Annotated in this window: 17 protein-coding genes; 4 read left to right on the top strand and 13 right to left on the bottom strand. The window is 46.2% G+C overall.

The window, feature by feature from the left end:
* Positions 1-86: 86 nt before the first annotated feature.
* From SFV55_RS20125 to holA, 13 genes are all read right to left on the bottom strand, one after another.
* The gene (locus tag SFV55_RS20125) at positions 87-1,457 is read right to left on the bottom strand and encodes a hypothetical protein (RefSeq protein ID WP_320031343.1); all 1,371 of its coding nucleotides are present in this window, start codon (positions 1,455-1,457) and stop codon (positions 87-89) included.
* Positions 1,458-1,459: 2 nt separating this feature from the next.
* On the bottom strand, positions 1,460-3,220 hold the full coding sequence (gene csm5 / locus SFV55_RS20130; RefSeq protein WP_320031344.1) for a type III-A CRISPR-associated RAMP protein Csm5: 1,761 nt from the start codon (positions 3,218-3,220) through the stop codon (positions 1,460-1,462).
* Between the two features lie 3 nt (positions 3,221-3,223).
* Positions 3,224-4,258 (bottom strand): type III-A CRISPR-associated RAMP protein Csm4, encoded by a 1,035-nt coding sequence (gene csm4 / locus SFV55_RS20135; protein WP_320031345.1) that lies wholly within the window; start codon positions 4,256-4,258, stop codon positions 3,224-3,226.
* The gene (gene csm3 / locus SFV55_RS20140) at positions 4,255-5,127 is read right to left on the bottom strand and encodes a type III-A CRISPR-associated RAMP protein Csm3 (protein ID WP_320031346.1); all 873 of its coding nucleotides are present in this window, start codon (positions 5,125-5,127) and stop codon (positions 4,255-4,257) included. Before csm3 ends, csm4 begins: the two co-directional genes overlap by 4 nt.
* Positions 5,128-5,138: 11 nt before the next feature.
* Entirely contained in the window at positions 5,139-5,561 is a 423-nt protein-coding gene (gene csm2 / locus SFV55_RS20145) for a type III-A CRISPR-associated protein Csm2 (protein ID WP_320031347.1), read from the bottom strand.
* Positions 5,542-7,695: a type III-A CRISPR-associated protein Cas10/Csm1 gene (gene cas10, locus SFV55_RS20150; RefSeq protein WP_320031348.1), complete on the bottom strand. Its 2,154-nt coding sequence runs from the start codon at positions 7,693-7,695 to the stop codon at positions 5,542-5,544. Before cas10 ends, csm2 begins: the two co-directional genes overlap by 20 nt.
* An 89-nt stretch (positions 7,696-7,784) precedes the next feature.
* Positions 7,785-8,498 (bottom strand): CRISPR-associated endonuclease Cas6, encoded by a 714-nt coding sequence (locus SFV55_RS20155; protein WP_320031349.1) that lies wholly within the window; start codon positions 8,496-8,498, stop codon positions 7,785-7,787.
* A gap of 264 nt (positions 8,499-8,762) precedes the next feature.
* Entirely contained in the window at positions 8,763-9,101 is a 339-nt protein-coding gene (locus SFV55_RS20160) for a XisI protein (RefSeq protein ID WP_320031350.1), read from the bottom strand.
* 96 nt (positions 9,102-9,197) lie between these two features.
* Positions 9,198-10,172: an Rpn family recombination-promoting nuclease/putative transposase gene (locus tag SFV55_RS20165; protein ID WP_320031351.1), complete on the bottom strand. Its 975-nt coding sequence runs from the start codon at positions 10,170-10,172 to the stop codon at positions 9,198-9,200.
* Positions 10,173-10,311: 139 nt separating this feature from the next.
* Positions 10,312-10,824: a hypothetical protein gene (locus tag SFV55_RS20170; RefSeq protein WP_320031352.1), complete on the bottom strand. Its 513-nt coding sequence runs from the start codon at positions 10,822-10,824 to the stop codon at positions 10,312-10,314.
* 478 nt (positions 10,825-11,302) lie between these two features.
* Positions 11,303-11,959 (bottom strand): fructose-6-phosphate aldolase, encoded by a 657-nt coding sequence (fsa, locus tag SFV55_RS20175; RefSeq protein ID WP_320031353.1) that lies wholly within the window; start codon positions 11,957-11,959, stop codon positions 11,303-11,305.
* 355 nt (positions 11,960-12,314) lie between these two features.
* Positions 12,315-15,653 (bottom strand): WG repeat-containing protein, encoded by a 3,339-nt coding sequence (locus SFV55_RS20180; RefSeq protein WP_320031354.1) that lies wholly within the window; start codon positions 15,651-15,653, stop codon positions 12,315-12,317.
* A 346-nt stretch (positions 15,654-15,999) separates the two neighbouring features.
* Entirely contained in the window at positions 16,000-17,007 is a 1,008-nt protein-coding gene (holA, locus tag SFV55_RS20185) for a DNA polymerase III subunit delta (RefSeq protein ID WP_320031355.1), read from the bottom strand.
* 103 nt (positions 17,008-17,110) lie between these two features.
* Here holA and SFV55_RS20190 point away from each other — a divergent pair, with 103 nt between their 5' ends.
* From SFV55_RS20190 to SFV55_RS20205, 4 genes are all read left to right on the top strand, one after another.
* Complete coding sequence (locus SFV55_RS20190; protein ID WP_320031356.1) at positions 17,111-17,305, top strand: hypothetical protein; 195 nt, start codon at positions 17,111-17,113, stop codon at positions 17,303-17,305.
* A complete protein-coding gene (locus tag SFV55_RS20195) occupies positions 17,257-19,881 on the top strand; it encodes a DUF1553 domain-containing protein (protein WP_320031357.1) in 2,625 nt (874 codons plus the stop codon). The genes SFV55_RS20190 and SFV55_RS20195 overlap by 49 nt, the downstream gene beginning before the upstream one ends.
* Before the next feature lie 96 nt (positions 19,882-19,977).
* Positions 19,978-20,694 (top strand): DUF6089 family protein, encoded by a 717-nt coding sequence (locus tag SFV55_RS20200; protein ID WP_320031358.1) that lies wholly within the window; start codon positions 19,978-19,980, stop codon positions 20,692-20,694.
* A gap of 110 nt (positions 20,695-20,804) precedes the next feature.
* Positions 20,805-22,307 carry a DUF1501 domain-containing protein gene (locus SFV55_RS20205; RefSeq protein ID WP_320031359.1) on the top strand — a complete coding sequence of 501 codons (1,503 nt, stop codon included), beginning with the start codon at positions 20,805-20,807 and terminating at the stop codon, positions 22,305-22,307.
* Positions 22,308-22,391 lie beyond the last annotated feature (84 nt).

A 22,391-nucleotide genomic window follows, 5' to 3' on the forward strand; every position in this document is an offset into this window, starting at 1 on the left:
TCGAGAGGACCATTTCTTGGCTCATGTGGTCAAGAAGGCTTTCCCTTGATTACGAAGCTGACACCAGAACTAGTGAGACTTTTGTTTTAATCGCTAACATTTATCTCATATTGAGAAAAACGTAATTTTTTACAGGCTCTAAGCCGCTTGAGCCACATTTTCGACAAGAAATACTTCACCTTTGGATTCCTCCAGTTTACCTCATCTGACAAAGAGTTGATGTCAAAAAAATAGTATAACTCTTTTATCAATTTGCCAATTGGAATCTCCTCTTTAATTTGATATATTCTCCGCCACTCAAAAAATAATAGCTCTAAAGAAGCCCTTTTCTCATGCCTTTTAAATAATTTAAACCCAGATTCATAATTCCATACAAAACACTGAAAACCGATCCACTCTAAAAAATTTTTCCTTACTCTTGCGTTATCATTTGAAAAAATAGTATTATAGAACTCTTCATATAGTGTTTCAAGTCTTACTTCAGGTTGATCAACGGTACTCAATAAAAGATTGCAACATTTTTCAATCATAAATGGGATTCCTAAAATTTCCTCAATAGGTTCAAATGTTCCAATTTTTAGCGCGTCCACAAATAAATGGCCGCCAGGTAAATTTTCAACAAACGCGATCTGTTGTTCTTTGGTCAAAGATTTGATTTTTAAATTTAATATTTTTGAGGTACCATAGTAAATATCCACAAACGAATTAAATTTCATAATCAAGAGTACCTGAAAATTTAGACTACCAAAATATGCATCTGAAATATTTTCAAAAAAAGTATTAACTGCTTCTTCATTTTCTTTTATTGCTATTTCAAAATTATCAATTATCCAGACTCCTTTATCTGATTTATGATAGTTTTGAGGCTGATTTAAAAAATCTATTAAATCTTCTTTTTTGATACTCTTTAAGTCTAAGTGCTCCGCACTGAGCTTTCTTTTTAACTCCATGCAGATGGTGGTCTTTCCTTCTTGATGATTACCTTGTAGGGTGATAACTTTGAAAATTTTACCTTTCACTCCGATCCGCTTAGTGCTTTCAGGATTATTCAAAACATCAACTTTAATATCTCTACTAAATAGAACCTCCGTTATATTGCTCCTGAGAATAAAAAAATCATTGATTAAGTTAAACTTAGGCTCCTCTGTATCTAAAGGTTCCCTGCCAAAAGGTTCTTCATTAAATTTTAAGCTATTTTTAAGCGTTTCATCAATTTTGGTAATCAAATTTAAAATTGAGGACTTTATTCTAGTTTCTTCGGCATTTTTAGATTCATAAGTTATAGTTCCTTGACCAAAATCTGCATTGAGTGATTCCAATCGACTCCGAAAGAGAGTTAGATCATTTTTGTAGACGACGAAATTTGGGTATTGAGTTAGCGATTGTAAAGCATCAATACACTCCTTAGCCCGCCCATTTTCGATAAATAACCTTGCCTCCTTAAGAATCGATTCCATCTTCAATCGCTCTTTTTAACTGAAATAAAAGTTACTTGAACTACTTCTCCTCGCTTATTTAACATTGCATTTACCTTAAGCACTGAGTCTATTTCCAACTCCGATCGATACCCTTGCAACGCCAACTCTGGCAAATACCCTTCCCGGACATACACTTTTACCCGATTGGGTCTGCCAGGAGCAATCACTACCGCATCCAGATTTACCGAAGATCCCGGTCTAAGTGGCCGGGTCGGAAATTCAGCTTTGATCTCTTTGGTTTCGACCAAGATTGTCGAAGCCTGAGCAGGTTGTTCTGCTTTAGGGCCCATTCCGTTATCGTTTCTGCCTTTGGGCATGGGTTCCAGCGCCAGTGCCATCCAGCCTGGCATCACCTGTAAGCCATCCTGGTCGATGAGTCGCCTGGATTTGGGAAAGCGCTCCAGATTGAGGCTATAATCGCCCCGATTGCCAGGGCGGTTGCCAATTCCAAAACGTTGCAAGGCTCTTTGGTATAGGGTCTGATTAGCAATATTGTCTTCCAAAAAATAGATCACCGCCGTGGTACCCAGAAACCCCGTAGCGTACCCCAAATGCAGGAGGTATTGCCCTTCGGAGACGGATATTTGATCAAATCCCTGCTGAACCCTTGGGAAGCTGCGCTCTTTATCATTCAGTACAAAATTGTTGATCCAGGTTTGTTGTTTTTTGCGTTGTCGCAAGGAGAATTGGTGCCAGCAATTCAACAAATGGGCAATGACTTCATCCCGTTTTTCGCGCAAATTCTGCTCCGTAAGGCTATGGATATCGAGGTTGAACAGTTTTTTGACCTTGCTTTCAATGCCAATCCAACTGTAGCCCACACTTCCTTTTTGGAGCCATTGTTTGATGCGCCACAAAAATTCGATGTCGAAATTGAGCAGGGTTTTCAGCGTCTGACCACTTCCGATTGCTTCACAATAAGAAGCTTGTGGTTGCATGGCTGCTTTGACAGTGGCCGCTGCACCATATTTACTGCGTTCTTTTTCAACCAGATAAATATTGAATTTGGCCAACTCCAGTGGCGTATTGCGTTGATCCAGGCTTGCATCAGCAAAGGAAACCAGTTTAAACAAATCCATTTTTTCATCGCGATTATTGTAGCGGCCCATCCCATCGCTGGTACCACAATAAAAAGCTTCCTGAATCAAGGGTTGGGCAAATTGTTCTTTGCGGGCTTTTTTGTTCAATTGCTCGGTGATGATTTTGCCAATGACTCCACTATCCCCATGCCTGCTCAAGAAATGGTAAAATACTGCCGTACGTAAGGCCCCTTTTAGGGTCGAACCTGGGACATAGGCCGCTTGATCAGCGCCAGTTTTGATGGCAGCCCGAACCTGGCCAAGTACTGCATTTTTCTTCCCCTGGTATTTGCGGGCGGTTTGTTCGTCAAAGCGCACTGGTTGCCCAGTTTTACTTTGCAAAAAAGTCAAAAAATCCTGTTGTTTCGCTTTTCCCTTCGTGTCGAAGAATTGATAAGGGTTAAGGTTGTTACGCTTATCAGCCAAAGCGCGGTTGTCGTCACCTGCATCGATCATTTCCATCATCCCGGTTTGTACCCAATCGGCAAACTCTCGTTCCAATTTAAAATCCTTGACTAGTCGCATCATTTGCGGTTGGCTCAAAGGGAAAAAATGTTTATCGTATACTACATAATCTAGTGGAGACATTTCTTCACCGGTGCCTACATGCAGAGGCGTCAATGTTTTTAAATAGATCGGAATGGGTAAGATGGTTTCTTTCATCTTTCAATTGATTTTAATGGGCAGCATAAAGGCATGTCCATAACGGTAAATATCAAAGCCTGCAGGATGTTGCCCCACACAAGGATTTTGGCCACAAAAAGGCCGTGAATTTTCAAACAAAGGAAAAATTGAACCCTCTTTGAAATAAAGGGCAGCTTCATCTTGTCGTTTTGAAGGCCCTTGTTCCTTATTTTTTCTCCAAATTGTTCTGCCCCGGCGTTCTTCCAGTTGGTAATTGAAGTTCTTTTCGGTAGCACTTTGCTGAATGGCCTGGATTTCCTCCGGACTTGGCCGGTATAAGGACAAAGTCATTTGAGCATTGGCATCTGAAGGCGTTTGCAGCGTAAAATTATTCGGCCCATGAATAATAAAACGGCCCTTGCCTGTACTGCGGTCTCCACCTATCCCAAAATGCTCCAAAAAACGCAATGCAGCACTTATCAAATGAATGTCTCCCTGTATTAAAAAAAACCAACCTGATCTTTCCCCTTGCAAGTTTTGCAAATAGGTATCATCCGTGTGAAAAAGCTGCCCCTGATCGTCTATTGATCGGGTACCCGCAAAGCGGCGATCAATGGTGTTGTGGGTCATTGGGCGTTGAATAACTTTTGGAATGGCATCAACTTCCGGGCGTGCTTTACGCCCCTTAAGTACGTTTTCAAATCTTACTTGGCGGAGTTGTTCGTGAGTTTCGTCTTGGTTCAACTCCCGGTGTTTTATTTTAATTGCTTCAGCAGACATACCTTCGGCCTTGAAGCGATTACTGGCTTCCGTAGGCAACAAAGGCATAGGAAAAAAATGGGTTTTTGTCCAACTTTGGGTGTCTTTATCCCACTCTTCACTGTAGGGGTAAGCTGAAGAAATCAAACAAGGATTGCTCCCCTCATTCAGATAGGACTGAATAAATTGCTGAAGCGCCCCTTCACCTTCCAGCAAACGAATCGCCCAGCAAATTGCTCCCCACAAGGCGTCCGAACGCAATTCACTCTTGACGCCACCACTACCAATGGGTTCGAGGTATACCACTTTACAAGTCATTCGAATGGAATTGATTGGTACTTAAATTTGGCCAAGTCTATTTGATCAAATGGTTCCAAATCACTATCGAGCAAAGGTTGCCGGGCCTTTTCCCATTCGCTGCTGGCTTCCTGATAATCCTTTTGGTGTACCCAAATTGGGTCCACCAATTCAAAATTGATTTTGCCATACCCCCGGCTACCCGATTTGCCCAATGCGGAGCTTTCCAATAAGCGCAAGCCAACCAGTAACAATTCGATGTCTTTGTTTACCCGCTCAACATAATCGGGCTCGCCAAAATCGTAAACGGTATACACCAGTTCGAAGTCAAATTTGGAGCCTTCTACTACCCGTTCAATAAAGCGAGGATTAGCCGCCGAGGTTAGCCGGTCAATGGTATTTTCGGCCTTGTACTCGGTGTAAAAGGCATCGGAACCTAAAGCCTCCCATACTTCCTCCACCGTTTTTTTGTCGGGATGGGCGTCTCTTACCACCAGGCGGGAAAGCCCCAATTTTCCCAGGCGATCGTCGTTTTCTCGTTCATTGGCACCAATGCCAAACAAACGCACAATTTCTTCTGCTTTGGAAACATTACCCAAGTTATGCCGATGTAACTCATCTGCCGACCATTCATCCTTGGTTTTTGTAATGATCGGGTCATTTACCCCTCCAGTAAAATACTCCAGTAGGTGTCGCATCTTGCCTTTGATGGAACTTCCAGGGATATAGGGAAAATCGGTACGAGGGCTACGTACTACTATCGAGTCTACTCCACCTATTTCCAGTTTTTCTTTACTTCCACCAATGTGCAAACCCGTCAGGCAATTGATTTTACCACGCAAAATAAGGTTTGCTTTAAATTGAAAATTGGTGATGCTTGAACTACTCATTATGGCTCAATTTAATTGGATTCAAAAAATTTGTGATAGCCGACAACACTCTCCATCAAGGCAAAAAAATTGACCACCGCTTTGCGCTTGTTTTCAATATCAGCCTCCTTAATAGCATCAATTGCGTTTATGGCTTGCTCGATCAAAGGAAAAAAATTGGTTTTCACGCTGCGTTGACGTCCAGCGGCGTAAGCAATTTTGGGTTTGAGCAGGATCAGATCGGATTCGATGCTGCTGTAGTCTTTACTGGACTTGTACACCGAACGCATTTTTTCTATGGCCGAAAAGACGTTGCGCAACTGATGGGTTTTCAGGCGATCCTGACGTACAAACCGCTCTGCAAAATCTTTTGCAATCCGGTCTATGTCCTGGGGCGCAAGCATGTCCAGAGTGACTTGATCCCCTTTTTTGTTTTTAATTATTATTTCTTCCATAAATACTGGTTTTGGCTTCGCTGGTTTTGAATAAAATGTAGTTGAAAGGCAGTTTATAATCTACAAAAAGCCGCCTATCTCTGGATTCCTGCAGCAATTGGCGGATGATGCGATCAGCAGGGCTATTTTCACGGAGGCTATTCACCCCGAATCCTTGCCGTGCCATCAAGCCATGCAAACGCCCCAGGTTGCGGAAAAACTCAAAGTCCTTTTGTTCCTGGTATTTCTTTTTGGTGAAGGAAGGGGTAAACTGCATATCGTCTTGTTCGTGAGACACCTGGATGATGTCTAACAAACGCTGAAGCAGGGAACGACGAATTGGAAGGCCGGTAGTTTTCGGGGATTTTGAATCACTGAGTACTACTTTTTCTAAGTCATCTGCAAAATCCATCATGGCTTGGAAACGCTCCCAAGAATAGACCTGATTAAAAACACATACCGCGTTTTTACCGGGCAAACTGGCATCCGGTTGGTATTTTTTGGCCCGCTCTTGCAAGGCCTCAGCATCGTTGGCAAAACGCACTACCGGATAATGGGGGTTGCAAGTATAAATGCCCGCCGAAAAACCAAGGTGGGGATTTCCACAGGTGAATTTCACGAATTCTTTCTGCAATGTTTTCGCAAACTGCAACACGTTTATCCATGAGCCGATTACAAATGCATCATCACCACCAGAATAAGTAATGTAAAGATGGTGTTTCTCAGCCAACACATTAAAGTAGGCACCAAAGAAGAGTTGCAATTCACGGCTTAGACAAAGTACTCGTTCGATACTGCTGTCTCCCCCAAGTCCATAAGAGAAAAGTACTCCCAAGTCATCCATATCCAAGCGCATGGCAGCCAACTGAGGGTAATTGAGCTTGTCATTCCCATTTTGGTCCAGTGCTGCCAATTCACTGAACATCAACAGACTGTTCTTTCCTCTTTTTTGCTGCTTGTCCTTGTTTTGAAGTAGAGGAGCATAATTGCCAAGGAAAGTAAATCCCCATGATATCTTCAACTCTGAAGGTATGTTGATGGTAGTTGGAAGAAAACGGGTATCGTTCAAACGAATGATCTTTAGAGAGAAATCAGCGTCTTTTTCAGCTTTCAAGGCATTTAAAAAAAGTGCTATTTTTTTTAAGCCGCCAGCCTTTTTTACCAAAAAATAATGAAGCCCTAAGAATCCTAAACATTCTATGTCTGCTTTATTCTTTTTAGGATTCCCCTCGTGATAATGCGTGGTAATTCTTTGCAATAACTGCTGGTCAGTGGTTTTGACTTCGATGATATAGGCGGTGTATGGAGCTTTCTGACCAATACGTTCCTCTTCTTTCCGATCTGGCAAGTTTACTCGACTTTGCAATACATTAGCCAGATATTGAACATGCCTGCGCTGTTTGGCCTGCTTTAGTTGATCATCCAATAGTTGAAAAGAGGAGGTGGGGTTGGTCAAAAATTCTTCGCTGCAAGCAGTACTAACTAGGTCAAAACTCAAGGCAGTGCCTAGAGATCTTTGCAAACCTAGGTTAATTTTGGTTTTTAGCTCATCCAAAGCTGTTGTAATGGAGGTAGTATTGGGCAACATTACATGAAAATGCCCACCACCAACAAACAGGATTTGCGCCTGGCTTTGTTCTAGATTTTCAATCACTTGCTCAGCCAAAACCTGACTCAAATGCGCGACCAAAAAGGAGCGCCCCCGCAAACGTTTAGAGGCTTTGTCCGCATCGCCGATTTGCTCGGCTTTCATCTCATGGTAAATGTACTTTTGAATTCCCCCAATGGCTCCTTTGAGTAAAAGAAAAGGCGAAGCAGAGTCGATGGGCACTTGTTGATGGCATATCTCCACTGCCGCTTTAATCCGGTTGTGGTCAAATACGCTATGGTCGGCAGATCCCGCTGCAAAAGAAATTCGGCTGCCCCAAACCTGAGCATAATGGTAAAGGGTATACAAATGCGAGGCAGAATATTCATGCTCTTGGTAACATGCCTGAATTGCATAGAATTCACGCTTTGCTTCATCAAAAAAATCCGTTTTCAAGCCTTCTAATTCGGGCCGAGGCAGTACAAGGTCTTCGGCCAAAGTCAAGCGGGCTGCCGGGAAGTAAAAATCTTGGGTTTGGTTCCAAACTTTACCTAAGACTGATTGCAAAGGCTGGATTGTGTTTAGATCGCCCTCCAAGATTCCTTCAATTAAAGTTTGAGTGTAGGTTTTCAAGGTCAATGCCATTGTGTTTTACGTTATAGGGACTCTTTAGCCTTAGGAAGTACCACCCCAAATCCATGACTCACCGCCTTTCCAATACCCACTCCAACCGGAATGTTGACACGAGTTGAAAAGCTTAGATCAAATGCCATCAGCGCTTGAGCATGATAATTGATGATTTTGGCTTGGTACAATTCCTGAATTTTGATTTCGACTTGTTCCTTCGAGTCCCAGCCCAGACCCCACAGGCAAGACAGCAGGTGATTACGCACACTTTTTTCAAGGAGCTGGACACGTTCAATCAAGCCGTCGGCATTTTGCCACAAGGCATAGGTATCTTGGTTGAGCCCCAGGTATTGGCGCAGGCGGTAGGTTTGGGGGCTATCCTGAAGTTTGAGCCGGGTTTCGTGGGTTTTCATCTCAGCAATGTACAATTGTCGTTTTTCGCCCTGCCAATTGAGTTCCCAGTTGCGTTTGGACAACACTTCCCGCAGGCAACTCATGCCTTCACCAATGGCAAACAAGGATGCTTTGCCTTTATGGGTACGGTACTGTACCAGGGGATATTGGTAAATGGCCGCGCCATTCTCCTGATGATTGTGCAACAGTGGGAATTCCCGACCAGCCATCTCCACGAAAGCCCCGCGCCACTGCGCAATTTGGCGGTGATCGAGTGCCAGGTCAAAGGTAACGGATAGACATTGCACGGTGGCATCACTCGAATCCGAGTGCTTCTGTGCTCTTATCATTTCTGTAATTTTAAATCGAATGAATCAATCAGCTTAAGATCAAAATCCTCAAATGCCTCTCTACTAATTTATGGACGAACTATGATTTGATACTGGGATGTGACAAGATAGAAAATTAACATCATATTATTCAAATCTCCTGGCATTTTTTATTGTGAAAAATTGGTGCTTGGAGATGCGGAGCACCTAATTTTTCAATGTTCCCTTTGCTCCGGATTTTGCTATTCACTTTCGCTGGAATTATGCGACACCCAAGTACAATACTCAAGACACTGCAAAGTCCGACAACTCCCGCATCTTGGGAGAATGAAAAGCCAGCACCAACTCCGATTTAGCCACACCTTCATCCAAAAGTTGTTGGCCGATATCTAAATCAGTACCATCTCTACGCAACCAAATCTTGCCGTCCGATTTGACTTCCAGATGCATAAAACAGCCATATTCCCTCTTTTCGCCTTGCCATCCGTCTGTGAACAACAGGTACTGACCATGTTCCTCATCAAATGCTTCGATGATCTCCCAACGTTTACTCTGGCGAAAACGATCTGCTATTTCGGTTAGCATACTCCTAATCAAATGTTTGTGTTTAGTCACTGTATCCATGTTAAGGCTGTATTTTCTGAAGGTTGGTAAATAATCAGGCAATGCCGCAAATCTTCAAAGTTGGGGAAATCAAAATGTTTTGGCATCCCTACTTCATTATTCCTGCCCTAACAACACTTCAATTTCTTCAATACTCCGATTCGTAATCTGAGCAATTTGGACTTTATCCAGTCCCATGTTTTGCACATTCAGAACGCTTTGCAGAAAGTTTTTACGCTCGTTTTCAAGAGTGGCCAAAGCTTCCTCCTTTAAGATACGTTCCTGTTCTGCTCGTTGTTTTTCCTGTTCAGTTCGCTTTTGTTCTTCCTCCAGTTTGACTTCATATTCTGCCCGCGCTTCCTGATAACCTTCCTGTTGGGCGGTATCCAAGGAGTTTTTCAAGTCATTGTAATACTTCAAGCTATCTTCGTATTTGAATTTTTCCTCCTTGCTCAAAGCTGTGTATGAAGCCACCTTAAACAATTTCTGAAATACCCGCTCCTGGATTCTTTCAGGTATATGATCCAGCTTGTGCAAATTCTTGATTACATATAACCATTTGTCAAAATTACTCTCCAGTTCGTGCTCTTCTTTCGCAAAATTGGGCATCTGCAAAGTCACAAAGGTCAATTTATCATAAAATACCTTGTAGCGTTCTATGTCCATCATCTTATTTTTGCTGACCACTATTTTGTCACTATTGTCTTCATCCATGATAAAATCGAGGATAGCAATCACATAAATCGCTTTAAGCTGGTAGTCCCAATCTCCTTTCTGACCCTGCTCTTGCACCGAAAAACTGCTGTAATACAACATTCTATCCTTAAAAAACGCCTGCTTGGCCTTCTGTAACTCAACTGTAAATTTCTCGCCCTGCTCATTTTCACAATACAGATCAAAAACGACTTTGCGATCCAGGTCATCACTACCTAAACGGTCGTTTTTTTTGAACACCAAATCGCTGATGTGCTGGTTTTGCGTAGCCAATAATTCATTCAAAAAATCGATGAGCAGGTCTTTGTTCTGCTCTTCACCAAAGATTTTCTTAAAGCCAAAATCTGTAAAAGGATTGATGAACAATGGCTCGGCCATAAATGCTAACTTTTGTTGACAAAGATAAGAACTGTAGCTTATTTAAGCAATTTTTTGTTTAAAAGTCAAGCAATTGTTTAGGCAAGTACCGGGAACTCAAGTTCCTTATCTTGCAAATGACCACTCGCCGCCCCGCCCCCTACTTCAAATAATACACATAAAACACCACTCCCAAACCCAGCACAATCACCCATTCCAGCGTTCCCCCCAGCGCCTTGTTCCGCACCCGCACATGAATGATGGCAATCAGCGAAAACACCAGCCCCAGGGCCAGGAAAAAGCGCAATTTGGAAGCCTCCGCGATGGTGGGGCCCACTTCCAGACCCATGCGGTAAAAGAGGTCCATGATGATGGGGGCCAGCAGTACACTCGCGATGGCGGTGAGCCCCCCGGCCAGCCAGAGGATGAACACGGGGATGTCTTTGGCCAGCAGGTGCAGGGTGCGCACGGCGCTACTCACGATCAGCCAGAGCAGAAAGAGTTGCAGGCCGGTGATGACTTTTTGGGCAAAATTGGTGTAGCCGTCGAAGATGACGTAAATCAGCAGGTTGCCTGCGGTGGCCAGAATGCCGTAAAAGATGCCGGCGAGGGGCACGGTGCGCAGGATGGCGGCCCAGTAGTTGACTTTGGTGGAGGAGCGTTTGGTACTCACGGTATTGGTGTGTTTTTAACCAAAAAAATGACGTTGGTGATGCTTAGAGCGCTTACTAAGAATCTTAAACTCAATTAACTGAGGTGTTTCTTCGGTGCCTTAGGTTTCTTCGGTGGTGAAAAATAAAAAGCAGAGCGAAGCGTATTTTTCACCACCTAAGAATCCTAAGGCACTTAAGAAACACCTTAGAAAGACTGTAAAGCTAAACTTTTTACCCAAAAAACAAGGGAGCAGAATTTACCCCGCTCCCTTTCTAAATTTGGTATATAGATAACCTCTCTTTGTTAGCCTTTCGGCGAGGGAAGACTGCATGGCTCAAAAACGGTCTTTTTTCCCTGCTCTTCGTTTATTTTCTCGTCCGTAGCGCTGCTACGCACTCGAAAATAAGCCTCAATCAGGAAAAAAATCCCTGTTTTTGATCTCATGCGCATCCCTCGCCGAAAGGCTTATTCTTAAACCAAAGTGGTCAGCACTTCGATTATTTATTCGCTTTGGCGTGGTCTGCCAGGAACTGCTCCAGGCCGATATCGGTCAGTGGGTGTTTCAACATGCCCAGGATCGCCGAAAGTGGGCAAGTCACTACGTCTGCACCCGATTTGGCTGCATCCACAATGTGTTTGGAGTTGCGGATGGAAGCAGCCAGGATTTGGGTGTCAAAGCCCTGGATCGCGTAGATTTCCGCAATTTCGCGGATCAGCGCCATTCCGTCCCAGTTGATGTCGTCTACCCGGCCTACGAAAGGCGAGAGGTAAGTGGCACCAGCCTTAGCCGCCAGGATCGCCTGACCAGCTGAGAACACCAGGGTACAGTTGGTAGGAATGCTGTGTTCGGTAAAGTAGTTGATGGCCTTGATGCCATCTTTGATCATGGGCACTTTCACCACGATATTGGGAGCAAGGTCAGCCAGGCGCATACCTTCTTCCACGATGCCGGCAAAATCGGTAGAGATTACCTCAGCACTCACGTCACCATCAACAATTTCGCAAATGGCGCGGTAGTGGTTGAGGATGTTGTCGGTACCGGAGATGCCTTCTTTGGCCATCAGGGATGGGTTGGTGGTTACGCCGTCCAGGATACCCAGGTCTTTGGCTTCCTTGATTTGATCCAGATTGGCAGTGTCGATAAAAAACTTCATTTTTTGTCTGTTTGGATTAGCAAGTTAAGTAACGCAGAAAAAATAACTTCAGGATTTTTTGCGTCATATTAAGGCCACAAAGTTAATTCTTTTTCTAAACAAAAAAAAGCTTGGGATTTTCACCCCAAGCCTCGCCATATGAATCATAATCACTTTAAACCTATGGGGCTCGCTTTCGCAAGCCAGCAAGACTTTCGTCCTGCATTTTTGATATTGTAAAAGTAGAGGCTCCTGGCGAGGAATCCAACGACAAAAAGCATTGTTTTAATCACTGAAAAAAGTGGGATATTTTTTTAGTTAAAAATCATAATTAATTATAAATCAAAAAAATAACTTATCTTAAAATTCACTCATTTTAGTTAGATAAGGTCCAAATCCAGTTCCCATCAGTATCAAAATACCCAATTTTATCTCCTTGTTCTACCCTAAAAACGCCCTGACCAGCGTAGCGGATGTATTCAAAATCGGCCCCGACGATCAAATCGCCTTGCAAGTTGGACAAACCACTGAAGCCATCAATCCGCACTTTGGCGTAGCCATTTTCAAAACTTTCAATGCGGCTGTATTTGGGCGGCACCAGTTCCATGCCCCGGCGATTGATCACGCCCCATTTGCCATTGATTTGCACCACCGCCACCCCGTGGTTAAAGCTGCCCGCTTTTTGATAATAGCCATTGTACATGCCCGCTTGTTCGGTGATGTAGTAAAAACGGTACTGTTCGTCGCGCACCAGTCCGCGGCCTTCGCTAAAATCCAGCAGGCGGTTGATGCTGGGTTCGATGAGCAATTTGCCCGAGGTGTCCAACAAACCCGCCTTGCGCAAACTCCCCTGAAACACCACTGCCCGCCCATCGGCAAAACGTTGACATTGTTTGAACACAAAAGCAGTGAGGGCCTCCCCTTCACGGGTCAGGTAGCCACAATTGCCGTCTTTGTATACGGCAGCCCGGCCTTCGGAAAAGGATTCGGCCCGGGAATAATTGCAAGGGATAAGCAATTTGCCCGTTGTGTCGATGTAGCCATAGGCATCGCGGTCTTTGACCACCGCCAAACCTTCGCTAAAAGGATATATTTCGGTGTAATTGCTGCTCCCTACGGGCAGGCCTTGCAAATTGATCAGCCCCAGGCGGCTATTGTCCGGGCTTAGAACTGCTACGGCCAGACCAGCACGATCAAAAGGCCGGATATCTGCGTATTTGGGCTTTAAAATCCAGCGGTTTTTGGCATCAATCAAGCCCCATTTTCCTTCGGCTTTGACTCGGGCAATCCCACGGTCAAAATCCTGCGCTTGTTCGAATTGGGCAGGAATCTCCATTTTGTTGTGGGCGTTGATGTAGCCAATGCCCTTGTCGCCTTCTACCCAGGCCAGTTTATCGCGAAAATTTCCGGCACGTTTGTATTGAAAATCAATCATCACGTTGCCCAATTTGTCGATGTAACCCCAGTAACGGCCCAGTTTTACGGCAGCCAAACCTTCATAAAAATCGCTGACTTCCCGAAAACGGCAGGGAATAACTTCCATTCCTTCGTTGTTCACAAAGCCCCACAGGCCATCGCGCATCACAGCCAGGCGGTTTTCACGGAAGGACCCAATCTGGTCGTATACCGCACTAACTGCCAATTGCCCCAGGGTATCAATCAGGCCGTATTTGGGCCTTTGTACGTAAAGGCGAATGATCTTGTTTTCGGTATTTTCCAAAAAATGGATGTCATCGTACTGGCAGGGAATCAATTGTTTGCCGAAACGATTGACTACGCCCCATTTGTTGTCCCGCTGCACAATCCCCACTTCGTTGACAAAATCGCGGGCAAAACTGAACTGCGGCTTCATGCGCATTTGGCCCGAGGTATCCACATAACCCCAGGTGCAGGATTCACAGGTGAGGTAGGCATTGTCGCGAAAAATCTGGTCGTATTGCGTCACGTCAGCCAGACCGACCGGAGAGGCCAAAGCGCTGAGGTAATCCTGGAGTTTGCCCAAATCCTGGTTGGGTTTCAGGGCGCCGGAAATACGCCCCACCTGGCTCATCCGGGCTACCCCATCCTGGAAGGGGCCAACAAAGGAAAAATCTTCGCTATGGAATTGCCCCCGGCGATTGACCAGCCCAAAACGGCCCGTTTGCATCCAGCAACGCGCCCAGGTACTGCCCTGCCGAAAATCCTCCAGGAAAAAATGGACCGCGCTGATCTCGGTGACCAGAGCACCAAGGTTGTTGTCGATCAGGCCATAAATGTATTCAAAGCGGTAAGTCGTGCGCTCAAATTCGTAGTCTTTGGAGCTGGGCATTCCGACCAGGGTCAGGCCCAATTCGGGTTCCACCTTGATGCGCCGAAAGGTAGGCTGGATTTGAATGCTGCCGTCGGCGATGTTGCGTAGCCCCCAGCGGTCCTCTTTGGCGGCATAAAACCATTCATATTTTTCCAGCACATAACCCGCTTCGTCTTTTTCGAGAATGCGCGTATTGTTGTTGTTAGGGCTTCCGATACGCACCTTGAAATGGCGTTCCAAACTTTGATCGGCAACCAATTCTCCGGCATCATTGAAGCGCAGCAGGTCGAGTGCCTCGGCCTGGCCGGTGCTGGTAGTTTTTTTATAGGCTTTGGCTTGATTACCATCCAGGGTGATTTTGCGGTAACGCGCCGGGCTGAGTTCTTTACCCGCCAGGTTGATCAGTCCAAAATCCTGACCCTGTTTGACAATGCTTACCGGGCCCTTGGGCGGAGCGATGTAGCTGTATTTGAAAGGGGTCAACTCCTGGTCGCCTTCTTTCAGGAGGGCCCATTGCCCTTTGAAGTTAACCCTGAACACCGATGGCGAATGCAACAAAATTTCATCGTAAAGGGGTGAAAGAATGGCTTTGCCACACCAATCGATCAGGCCCAAAGTTTTGTCCTTGCGGGTAATGATGTAGCGGGTGGTCAGGGGGTAATAATCGTCGTAGGTTTTCCCATCGCTTACAATGCCTTTACAAATGGAGGAAAACAACAGATTTTGGCTACCATTTTGAAAAATGAAATAACTATCGGACAAACGACGCCAGGATTGAAAGCGATTGGGGGCCATTTGGCGCCCCCGGTGGTCGATAGCGCCCCAAAGTTGGTTGCGGCGAAAAAAAAAGAGGCTGTCGTTGAGGATTTCAATTTGTTCAGTTACTGCACTGAGGAGTTCCTTCCCGTTTAACAAATACAAGCCCAGATGGCCATCGTTAGCCGTTTGAATGAACTTGTTTTGTTTGAATTGGACTTCATCGTATTGAGCGGGCACAATGTTGCGGCCTTCTCGGTTCATGACGCCCCATTTCTGGTTTTGGCGATAGGCCAGATAACCTCCTTCCCATACCAGCAAACGGTCGTAGCCCTTGGGCAAAATGATGCGCCCTTGCAGGTTGACCACCATCCATTGCCCTTGATCCATCACAGCCACCAAAAGGGAATCAAGTACACGCAGGTCTTCGTATTGGGGAGCGACCACTTCCCTACCCTGCCGATTCAACATACCCACTTTGCCTTCGCGTTGCATGACGGCGTAACCGTAAAGCTTGAAGTCGCCAATGGCTTCATAACGAGGTTGAATGACCAGTTTCCCCTCTCCATTGATCAAACCCCAACGGTTGCTGATTTTGACTGGAAAAAAGGCCTGTGCTCCAAGCCAGGTAGCCCACAATCCACAAAAAAGTACAAAGACAATACGCATAATCGGTGTGGTCGTTCGGTCTTTCCGGGTTAGAAAAACGTATGATAAAAACGTATTTCTGTTTCAATAATTTTAAGGCAAGCCAAATAAGTGCGCGGTCATAATTATTTGCCTTTAAAAAAGTGTTGATTCATTATGACTGGGCACTTACGTTGCCCTATTTTGCCAGAAGTGCTGCAAAATAATAAGTGCTACGTGATTCTTTGGTTAAAGTTTGGAAATGTACCTTGGAAATGGGGGAAGGGTTGTTGGGAGTTATGAAGAGGAAGAGGACAGGGTGTGAAGGTGTGAGTGTGAAAGTGTGGGTGTGTTGGGTGGCCACTCAATGTCCAGGAAACATAACCTTTCAATGCAACAACAAATACACCATTTCCCGCAACAACTCCTCGTCCCCCTTCCCAGTACTGTTGTAATTCACTCCTTTCGACTTCAGGTCAAACTCCTTCAGCACCTCAATCGCCTTTTCCGCCCGTACCCGGTTGAAAAAACGGGTAGCTTCGCGGTAGTCTTTGAGGAAAAACGCGGAGCGCAATTCCAGTGCTTCCAGTTGTTCTTTTTCGGAAGCTTGTAAGAAAAAATTGAGCAAATACACCTTGCTAAAAAAACTGTACAAAGAAGAAATGATCACCGTGATGGGGTTGCGTTTGGGATTGGCGGCAAAGTAGTTGGCGATGCGGTTGGCTTTGAGAATGTCGCGCTGACCGAGGGCTTTTTGCAGCTCAAACACGTTGTAATCCTTGCTGATGCCGATTTGTTCCTCGATGTGTTTGGTGGTGATTTCGGTGCCTGGCGCCAGGTTGATCGCCATTTTGTCCAGTTCGTTGGCTACCTTGTTGAGCTCGGTGCCGAGGTATTCGGCGATCAGGGCCGATGCTTCCGGGCGAATGTTCAGTTTTTTATCCTTCAGGTAGTCCTGAATCCAGTTGGGCACCTGGTTGTCGTACAAGCGTTTGGATTCAAATACGATCCCGTTGGCCTGCACCGCTTTACCAAACTTGGAGTTAAAATTGTACTTGCCGTTTTTGTAACAAATCACCAGAATGGTGCTGTCCAGGGGTTTTTCCAAATAGGTTTGCAGGTCCTTGAGGGTTTTCATATCCTGGGCTTCCTTGAGGATCACGACCTGGTGTTGGGACATCATGGGGTAACGGCGCGCCACGTCGACAATGGTCAGGTGGTCAACGTCTTTACCGTACACAATGGTTTGATTAAAAGCCTTTTCGCTTTCATTGAGCACCTCATTCTCGATGGCATCGCTGATCACATCGATGAAATAGGCCTCGTCGCCGTGCAGAAAGTACAGCGGTTTGTATTGTTTTTGCTTGAGCGCTTTGAGTATCTCCGGGAAAGTCATGCGGCAAATTTATTGTAAATTTCTAGAGCTATTGCAATCATTTTTTCCACAGCTTGTTTAAATTGGAGTCTTGTTTACATCCGAGCCTAACCGAAATCGCAAGATGAAATTCTCTGTCCTCCAAAATAGCCGCTATTTCCTGTTTAGCATCAGCCTCTTGTTGTTGCTGCTTTTGCTGGCCAACTGGGTCGGTTTAAGCAAAGAACCCGTCCATTTCAACACCCAGGTCAAGCCTATTTTTAACAAAAAATGCATCTCCTGCCACGGGGGCGTGAAAAAAATGGCGGCTTCAGCATGATGAATCGTGAGGAATTACTGCGCCCCAACGAGTCGGGCAAACCGGCCATTGTGCCCGGTAAACCCAACGAAAGTGAATTGATGCGCCGCGTTACACACCACGACCCCGAAGAGCGCATGCCCTATGAGGCAGCTCCCTTGTCCAATGCAGAAATTGCCACTCTGCGGCAATGGATCAAAGAAGGAGCGGTATGGGGAACCCACTGGGCTTATGTACCCGTGCAACCCGTGCAGGTGCCTTCGTTGAAAGGATTTTTAGGATTGTTTCCCCAAAAAAATAGTGAATGGGCCAAAACCGACATTGACAAATTCATTCTTGCCGAAATGCAAAAGCAAGGTCTGAATCCTTCTTCCAAGGCCGACAAAGCGACCTTACTGCGGCGGGTAAGTCTGGATTTAATCGGCATGCCCGCACCAAATGAAATTGCCAAAGCCTACTTGCAGGACCAGAGCCCGGCAGCCTATGAAAAACTGGTAGATGCCCTCCTGGCCTCCCCCCGCTTTGGCGAACGTTGGGCTTCCATGTGGCTGGACATCGCCCGGTACGCCGACACCAAAGGCTACGAGCGTGACCCGGGGCGGCAAATCTGGCATTACCGCGATTGGCTGATCCGTGCCCTCAACCGCGACATGCCTTACAACCAGTTTTTGACCGAACAAATCGCTGGCGACCTTTTGCCCAATCCCTCCGATGAGCAGTACCTCGCCACAGCTTTTCACCGCAACACCACGACCAACGACGAGGGAGGAACTGATAACGAGGAGTTTCGGGTAGCAGCGGTGGTGGACCGGGTCAACACCACTTTTGAGGGAGTCTTAGGCACCACTTTTGCCTGCACGCAATGCCACGGCCACCCTTACGAAGACATCAAACACGAGGAATTTTACCGGGTAATGGCTTATTTCAACAATGCCCGCGACGAAGATACTTATGAGGAGTATCCCCTCCTGCGCCACTACCCCACTGCCGACAGTGTTAAGCTGGACAGCCTCTGCAAATGGGTAGCTAAAGTGAGTACACCTCAGCGCAGTTTGGAAATGTACACCTTCCTCAAAACCTTGCAACCTTCCATTTACTCCATTGCTGGTGACCAATTTGTCAACGCTGAATTGTACGACACCAAAACCCTGGTGATGCGCAAAGACGGGATCGCCCGCTTCAAACAGGTAGGCACGAATAGTGCCACAAAATTGATCTGTCGCCTCCGCCCCCACGCTGAGGGGGGCACCTGGGAAATCCACGCGGACAGTGTGAAGGGGCCACTGGTACTACAAATTAAATTGCCGAGTCCGGAAGGAGGTTGGAGAAATATCGAGCTGGACATCAAAGCGCCCAGTGGCAAACACGATTTGTACTGGGTATACCGCAACCCGAGTATCCAAGACCAAACCAAAGGTGGAGTTAGTTTTGACTGGTTTTACTTCACCCAGCCCTTTCCGGGCAAAGACAATGCTGATTATGCCAAATACCAGGCGGATTTCTGGCAATTGCTCAATTCCAATCCAACTTCTACGCCCGTAATGGTGGAAAACCCCTGGTTCATGCAACGCAAAACCCAGGTTTTTGAGCGAGGCAACTGGCTGGTCAAGGGCAAAGAAGTAGAACCTGGAGTGCCGAAAATCATGGGTACCTTGCCTGAAAACGTTCCCAATAATCGCCTGGGTTTTGCCCACTGGTTAAGTAGCTACTCAAATCCACTGACCGCCCGCACTTTTGTCAATCGTTTGTGGGAGCAGGTTTTTGGCATGGGGTTGGTAGAAACGCTTGAGGACATGGGTTCCCAGGGCACCCCTCCTACTCACCCAGAATTGTTGGACCACCTGGCTTATCAGTTTACCCACCAACAAAAATGGAGCATCAAAACCGCACTGAAAAACATCGTAAGCAGCAATACTTACCAACAACGTTCGGAAACTTCACCCCAATTGCGGGAAAAAGACCCCTACAATCGCTACTATGCTCGAGGCCCAAGGGTACGCCTGAGTGCGGAACAGGTTCGTGATCAAGCCATGGTATTGAGTGGTTTGTTGAGCACTAAAATGTACGGCCCTGGAGTGATGCCCTACCAGCCCGAAGGCATTTGGGCCAGCCCTTATGGCAACGAAAAATGGGTACTGAGTCAGGGAGAAGACCGCTACCGCCGCGCTGTGTACACTTACCACAAACGGACCAGTGCCTACCCTTCCATGCTGACCTTTGATGGCACTTCGCGCAATGTGTGCACCGCCCGTCGAATCCGTACCAATACACCTTTGCAAGCATTGGTGACCTTGAACGACCCGGTTTATGTGGAAGCAGCTCAGGCCTTGGCCAAACGGATGCGGTATGCAGGTGCGGAGGTAGATCGCCAAATCGCCCGGGGCTATTACCTCGCGCTCAAACATAAAATTGATCCTAAAAAAGGAGCAATTTTGGCCAAATTGCACAAAAAAGCCCTGGCCAAATATCGAGCTGATTCTAAATTGACTCAGGAATTGCTGGGTAAACAAAAGGTCAAAAACCCTGCTGAATACGCAGCTTTGACCATTGTTGCCAATGCGATTTTGAATTTGGATGAAGTGATTACTAAAAGTTAGGATTAGACGTGGGGCGATAAAAATTAAGTGATCATTTTGCCCTACTACATAAATGTCAATTGATGAAAATTTGTTTTATCCAAAAAATAACTTAAAATGAAAGAACCTGTACTCTTACTTTATTTGCTCTGCTCGATGACCTTGATCCGAGCACAATCCATCTGGGAAGTCGGTGCTTTTGTAGGCATGGCGGCCTACTCAGGAGATGTAAACCCTACACTTACCTCTAGGTTTAAGGATTTTACGCCAAGCGTAGGCCTGAACACACGAACGAATTTATCCGATCATTTGGGGGTTCGGGTTGGATTTACCTATCTGAAACTCAAAGGAGACGATGAACATTATGAAAATCGAGAATCCCGCGATTTTAATTTCAATACCACGCTCGTAGAACTTAGTATTTTGGGCGAATGGGAGCCATTTGGAGCTAATCGTTATTTCACGGACGCAGAAGGAAATGTCCGGATGGATAAACTGATTTCCCCTTATTTGTTTGCTGGAGTCGGATTGATGGGAGGAGGACTCAATACCGATTTTTCGAATTACCCGGGGAAAAATGAACAAATTATTGCGGGTATTAAAAAAGACCGTGCATATGGAAATTCCTTGTTGGGGGTTAGCCTGCCAGTAGGTCTGGGTGTTAAACTTGACTTATCGAAAAACTTTACACTGGCCGCGGAAGGCAGTATTCGGGGTAGTTTTACAGATTATCTGGACGGGATTAGTTTTTCGGCCAACCCCGATGCTAAAGACATTTACATGAATATTGGGATAGTGATTTATCGTCGTTTTGGAACTCCGAGTAGTGAGTGACAAAAGACTTTTTTATAAAAATGTGAAGTGCTTTTTCCTAACAAATTGATTGTTATGAAAAAGCACTTTTAAGTGTATTTCCGTAAAAGAACTTACGAATTCGGAATCCAATGCAGCAAGCAAAAATCAACATATTCCAGGAGGCCATCCTGAGCAAAGCCGAGTTATCCACCCGGCGTTTGTTCCTCAAACAATGCGGGATGGGTTTGGGCGCGGTGGCCTTGAGTCAATTGTTGGGCTCTTGTGTTCCAGGTGGAGGTACCACGAGCATTAGTCCGATCCAATACGACCCCAACAACCCGATGATGCCGCGTCCTCCCCATTTTCCGGGCAAAGCCAAAGCCGTGATTTATCTGCACATGGCTGGAGCACCTTCCCAATTGGAAATGTTTGATTTCAAACCCGATTTGGCTAAACTGGATGGGCAATTGTGTCCTGAGTCCTTGCTGGCGGGCAAACGTTTTGCGTTTATACGCGGTGTGCCCAAAATGCTGGGCCCACAAGCCAAATTCCAACAGCGAGGGCAATCCGGAGCCTGGGTAGCTGATATTTTGCCCCATTTTGCTGAGCTGGCCGATGAAGTTTCTTTCCTCAAGGCCGTGCATACCGATCAATTCAACCATGCTCCCGCACAGTTGATGATGCAAACGGGCAGTGCACGCCTGGGGCGGCCCAGCATGGGTTCCTGGGTGACGTATGGCTTGGGTTCTGAAAACAACAACCTGCCCGGCTTTGTGGTGCTGACCTCCGGCGGGCAAAACCCCGATGCGGGCAAAGCGGTCTGGGGAAGTGGCTTTTTGCCTTCGGTGTACCAGGGGGTGCAATGCCGCTCGGCGGGCGAACCCGTGCTGTACCTGCAAGACCCCCATGGCATCGACCGCGACCTGCGCAAAGCTTCCATCGACGCCATCAATGAGGTCAATCGCCAAACTTATGAAGAGTTTCAGGATCCCGAAATCATGTCGCGGATTGCTCAATACGAAATGGCCTACCGCATGCAGGTTTCTGCTCCTGAGGTGATGAATATCAACGATGAGCCGGAATACATCAAGGAAATGTACGGTGTTCAACCCGGTAAAGAGTCTTTTGCCAATAACGTCCTGCTGGCCCGTAAACTGGTCGAAAAAGGGGTCCGTTTTGTGCAGCTCTACGATTGGGGTTGGGATACCCACGGAACCGATGCCGGGGGCGCAGTAGACATTGGTTTGGTCAACAAATGCCGCCAAATTGATAAACCCATTAGTGCGCTCATCCTCGATCTCAAACAAAGGGGATTATTGGATGAAACGCTGATTGTGTGGGGTTCCGAATTTGGACGTACCCCCATGCAGGAAAACCGGAATGGCCTGGAACTGCCCTTCAAGGGCCGCGACCACCACGCCGACGCTTTCACCATGTGGATGTGCGGCGGGGGCATCCAAAAAGGGGTGACTTATGGCCAAACGGATGAAATTGGCTTTAGCCCCATCAGTGGCAAAGTTTCGGTTTTTGACGTACAAGCCACTGTGCTCAATCAATTGGGTTTTGATCACGAACAATTCACGTATCCTTTCCAGGGTCGGCCTTTTAGGTTGACGGATGTGGAAGGAGAAGTGATTCGAGCAATAGTTTAACAGTTGAGGAGTTTTGGGAACCCCCGCGCTACCTAACCATAGGGGACGCGCAGGGACCCGAGAGCGTGCGGTAGCCACAAGCCA

The sequence above is a fragment of the Haliscomenobacter sp. genome (assembly GCF_033763495.1).
GTDB lineage: Bacteria > Bacteroidota > Bacteroidia > Chitinophagales > Saprospiraceae > Haliscomenobacter.

Excerpts from the sequence above, each read along its gene's own strand:
- SFV55_RS20125 (WP_320031343.1), bottom strand. The coding sequence starts at position 1,457 with ATGGAATCGATTCTTAAGGAGGCAAGGTTATTTATCGAAAATGGGCGG.
- csm5 (WP_320031344.1), bottom strand. The coding sequence starts at position 3,220 with ATGAAAGAAACCATCTTACCCATTCCGATCTATTTAAAAACATTGACG.
- csm4 (WP_320031345.1), bottom strand. The coding sequence starts at position 4,258 with ATGACTTGTAAAGTGGTATACCTCGAACCCATTGGTAGTGGTGGCGTC.
- csm3 (WP_320031346.1), bottom strand. The coding sequence starts at position 5,127 with ATGAGTAGTTCAAGCATCACCAATTTTCAATTTAAAGCAAACCTTATT.
- csm2 (WP_320031347.1), bottom strand. The coding sequence starts at position 5,561 with ATGGAAGAAATAATAATTAAAAACAAAAAAGGGGATCAAGTCACTCTG.
- SFV55_RS20155 (WP_320031349.1), bottom strand. The coding sequence starts at position 8,498 with ATGATAAGAGCACAGAAGCACTCGGATTCGAGTGATGCCACCGTGCAA.
- SFV55_RS20160 (WP_320031350.1), bottom strand. The coding sequence starts at position 9,101 with ATGGATACAGTGACTAAACACAAACATTTGATTAGGAGTATGCTAACC.
- SFV55_RS20165 (WP_320031351.1), bottom strand. The coding sequence starts at position 10,172 with ATGGCCGAGCCATTGTTCATCAATCCTTTTACAGATTTTGGCTTTAAG.
- fsa (WP_320031353.1), bottom strand. The coding sequence starts at position 11,959 with ATGAAGTTTTTTATCGACACTGCCAATCTGGATCAAATCAAGGAAGCC.
- SFV55_RS20180 (WP_320031354.1), bottom strand. The coding sequence starts at position 15,653 with ATGCGTATTGTCTTTGTACTTTTTTGTGGATTGTGGGCTACCTGGCTT.
- holA (WP_320031355.1), bottom strand. The coding sequence starts at position 17,007 with ATGACTTTCCCGGAGATACTCAAAGCGCTCAAGCAAAAACAATACAAA.
- SFV55_RS20190 (WP_320031356.1), top strand. The coding sequence starts at position 17,111 with ATGAAATTCTCTGTCCTCCAAAATAGCCGCTATTTCCTGTTTAGCATC.
- SFV55_RS20195 (WP_320031357.1), top strand. The coding sequence starts at position 17,257 with ATGCATCTCCTGCCACGGGGGCGTGAAAAAAATGGCGGCTTCAGCATG.
- SFV55_RS20200 (WP_320031358.1), top strand. The coding sequence starts at position 19,978 with ATGAAAGAACCTGTACTCTTACTTTATTTGCTCTGCTCGATGACCTTG.
- SFV55_RS20205 (WP_320031359.1), top strand. The coding sequence starts at position 20,805 with ATGCAGCAAGCAAAAATCAACATATTCCAGGAGGCCATCCTGAGCAAA.